3 protein-coding genes and 1 pseudogene are annotated in these 3,870 nt (G+C 48.0%); all 4 read right to left on the bottom strand.

Annotation, left to right across the window (positions count from 1 at the left end; genetic code table 11):
* A partial coding sequence (locus DC28_RS16730) for a hypothetical protein (protein ID WP_037546361.1) occupies positions 1–410 on the bottom strand: 410 nt, incomplete at its 3' end.
* Entirely contained in the window at positions 410–1,594 is a 1,185-nt protein-coding gene (locus DC28_RS06620; protein ID WP_037547134.1) for a hypothetical protein, read from the bottom strand. The genes DC28_RS16730 and DC28_RS06620, both read right to left, overlap by 1 nt.
* 141 nt (positions 1,595–1,735) lie before the next feature.
* Positions 1,736–2,083: a helix-turn-helix transcriptional regulator gene (locus tag DC28_RS06615; RefSeq protein ID WP_162180202.1), complete on the bottom strand. Its 348-nt coding sequence runs from the start codon at positions 2,081–2,083 to the stop codon at positions 1,736–1,738.
* A 564-nt stretch (positions 2,084–2,647) separates the two neighbouring features.
* Positions 2,648–3,835, bottom strand: a pseudogene (locus DC28_RS06610) (IS256 family transposase).
* Between the last annotated feature and the right edge of the window lie 35 nt (positions 3,836–3,870).

Raw genomic sequence — 3,870 nt, 5'->3', positions numbered from 1 at the left:
GCATCTCCGGTACTCAAGCGGCTATTCTTAACAGTGAGGCTTTGCTGGTCATGATTATATACATTGTAAAATCCCGAAGAGGCAAAATCAAATAGGAACCTTCCTTGCCTTATTAAGTTAAAACCTGGATCCAAATTGTTAAGTAAAACACCCCAGTGGTTTCCGTTTTCCTCAAGTCTTATCACTCGTTGGTTGACATTATCTGTAATATAAAATACTCCGTCCACAAACGATAAACCCTTAGGGCTACTAGGATTCGACCCCATCCCCTCAAACTCGTGGAAGCGAAACTCACCTTCACCCCTTCCATTCGGAAATCTACTGATTACCTCAAATTGAATCGGATCAAGCGCATAAATCTGAAATACTGCAAACAATAACAAAGCAGCGCATGTATATATTGTTCTCATCAATTTGTCCCTCTTGTTTTCAGTCGAACGATTCGCCAAGTGTCGTTTTCGTATTTCGTAAGCGTCCTTGAAACATCTTCTATCCCAGGATTTACGACAAATGCATAGGCTCTATCGTAGAATGCCTCAATCAACCGAATATTCCCTGCACTCACACTTCCATCAGGGTTCCGCTCCACACTCTGCACAATTGCAATGTGTCTTCCACTGCCATTATTGAGTCTTGTATACAGGATGTCACCGGGTTTGATGAGTCTGTACAGAGAAACATCGACATCAGCTTCCCCAACCTTCCCAACAATCAACTCAGAATAAACCTCCCAGGTTCCACCCTTCGGATGTACCGATTTATCAAGCTCAGCTCTTGGATATGCCCGGTAGATTCCATCCGGCCCAAGAGTTCCCCAGGTGTACAGATCTTCAGGATAATCAAACACCCTTTGTGCAAACCCGATACAATCAACCCCCGTCATAAGCTGTGCCCATCGCAGGGTTTCTCCACTGGTCATTTGCCCCTTCATCGTATCCACCTGGGCACCAGATAGCACTATTGCAGCCGGCGGCCCGTCTTCAAGGGTTACCAGCCCAAGGCCAGGCAAATAAGGCTTATCCAGCAGATTATTCACCGAACTTGGGAAATTACCCCATTGTCCCGGGACATAATACAACCAGTTATCAACAGGTGCTGATGTCGCATTCCATGTGGGTAATTGTAGCTGCTTTTGGTTGGTCAGCCCCGCAGGTGTTGAATTTCCTAACCCAAGGGGCGCAGGAGCATACCACTGGGCAAAGGAATCACGCTGGCTCTCCATATGCTGTTGGAATTCGATCGGCGTATCCACTGCGCCATGCCACTTCTCAGGAGATCCGTAGGTTATCGGGTACTCATAGGCCACACGGTCATCCCGGTTTCCGCCTAAGATACTCGAAAACCCACTAAACCTAATCACCTGCCCCCCGGCAACCGTTCCAGCGGGGGTATGGTACGCCTGACTTTCCTGCCAGTCGTTCACGCCGTAGCTTTCATCCCACCACCAGGGCGCGGATTCAGGGTTCGTTTTGTAATCAGGATGGGCATCCCAGGGATTTTCATTGTTCCAATCCACCACAGGATTATCATCAGAGGACTGTTCTGAGATATACAAATTCGCGCGCCACAGGGCTTTGTGGTCTATGACGCTCATACCTGCAGAAAAATCTTCCTCACCAAAGCGGGCTTCTCCGGCGAATGATAGGGGGAGTTGGGGTGGCTCTTGGGTGGGACAATGTGACTGCGAATCATTCATCTGCACAAATTTGAATACCTTTCAGCACTGCCGTTGCCCTTACAGAAACTTCTCAACAGAAACATCAAAAACTTGTGCAAGTTTTTTTGCTACCGCCTTGCTAATCGAGCGCCGATTGGTCTCCATATTAGAAATATTCTGGCGTGTAAGATTCCCAATCCTGCTTCCTAACTCTTCTTGAGTAAGATTGTGCATCTGACGATATACTCGCATATTCTCCCCGGGAGTGATCGTCTTTCGAATCGTTTGGTACCAGTCACTCTCGCTGATTTCAATACGCTGTTCGTCCTCATCCTCGATAACCTCAATCTCACCAAAAGACTTCCGTAGATATTCTACTAAAGACTCGGTAACCTCACCTTCTACTCTAATATGGGGCTTTTTCACGACTACCTGCATAATACACCTCGATTTCCATTTCTTCCTCGGTTACCCGCCAACATGCCACCCAGGAATACGAAAGGTGGCAATGATATTCTCCTGATCCAAGTTTACTAAAATTACGCCACTCACTGCGTATCGGACCTTTCCGGCGAAGATCCTCAACAAGGTTCGCAAACAACACCTGTTCAGATCTTGGCATGCTCGGTACACGCTTTTCCACTTTCTTCCGGAAAAATACCCGCCACTGTTTTTGCTCCGGCTCCCTCTCCACTGGCAATTCCTCTGTTCTGTTTCGACTCTCACTACAAATCAATGTAACACATAAATGGTTACATGGCAATCTTCATTTCTCTTTACGCCTCCTGCTCTTCCGGTTCCGGTCATATCGGTCCCTATTCTTCCGCATGAGTTCCCGCTTTGTATTGGTTTCCTCGATAGTGTCCAAACATGTTCGTAATTTGACTTAAGAGCCAGCTTCCTCCTGCCGGCTGTGCGTTCGGGCCCTTTTGGCCCGGTAGTGTCAAATATCTTGCGTAAATTCTTTAAGCCTCAATCCGAAGCTTCCAACTATGACACCTGATCTTCTTCCTGATCGAAGTCAATCATCAGGTCCATATTCAGATACTTCCGTTCACTCCATGTAGAATTAGAGATGTGACGCAGCCGGGCCGCAACCAACATCAGGGCAGATTCACCATCGGGGAAGGAACCGATTACTCGTGTCCTCCTTCTGATTTCTCGCATGATTCTCTCAAGACCATTGTTGGTCCTTATCCGTTTCCAATGTTCAACCGGGAAGTGATAGTAGGAAAAGGTTTCGGGGGATCCTTCCCGTACCAGGGTAGCGGCCTTGTTAAGCTTCATTTCGATAAGCTTCTGGGCAATGAGGTCCTTCTTTCGGATCGCCTCCTCCCTGTTCTCTTGGGCATGGATGGCTTTCAGCATTGTGGCAACTTCTTTCACTTTGCCATGGGGTACAAAGCTGAAGACATTCCGGTAGAAATGGACGACACAACGCTGCCAGAGTGCCTGGGGATAAAACTCCGGAATCGACTCCACCAGACCGAGGGATTTATCGGAGATGAACATGTCGACACTCTCCAACCCCCGGTCTTTGAGATATCTCAAGAACCGTTGCCAGCTGTCCTTGTCCTCCTTGGTGCCCTCAGCCACCCCGATTATTTCTCGAAACCCATCCTCGTTGACTCCTATGGCCACCAGAACCGAGACATTACGAACCTCTCCAGCCCAGGAGCGCTTCATCTATATCCCATCCAGGTATACATATGCGTAATGGCTCTTGAGGGGAAGGTTCCGCCACTTCTCGATCTCTTCGTAGATTTTCTTGTTCAGATTGCTAATCGTTCCCGGTGACACCTTTGCTCCCCAGAGTGCTTCGGTGATGTCTTCCACACGCCTAACAGATACGCCGGCTAAATACATTTCCACCATCGCTTCCTCAACAGAAATTTCCCGGCGCTTGTACCGCTCAATGATCGCCGGTTCAAACGTCACCTTCTTTAGTTTCGGCATCTGGAGCGTTACCTCGCCGGCCTTGGTCAGAAACTTCCGGTCATAATGACCGGCACGATACCCCTTGCGCTCAGTTTTTCTCTCATGCTTCTGGGCATTCAGGAGTTGTTCTGCTTCAGCCTCCAACATCGCATTCAATGTCTCTTCTACCGTTTCCCGTACAAAATCCCCTAAATGGGCTTTGACTTCTTCCTCATTAATTTCGATAATCTTACCAGGCATTGGGTCCTCTCTCTGACTTGGTTTTTGTAGTTATT

This window comes from Spirochaeta lutea (assembly GCF_000758165.1).
GTDB lineage: Bacteria > Spirochaetota > Spirochaetia > DSM-27196 > Salinispiraceae > Spirochaeta_D > Spirochaeta_D lutea.
The sequence above is the reverse complement of the archived record's forward strand: the minus strand, read 5'-3'. Positions and strand labels throughout refer to the sequence as shown.

Bases quoted from the DNA above. Each gene is read 5' to 3' on its own strand.
- DC28_RS06620 (WP_037547134.1), bottom strand. From the start codon at position 1,594: ATGAGCGTCATAGACCACAAAGCCCTGTGGCGCGCGAATTTGTATATC.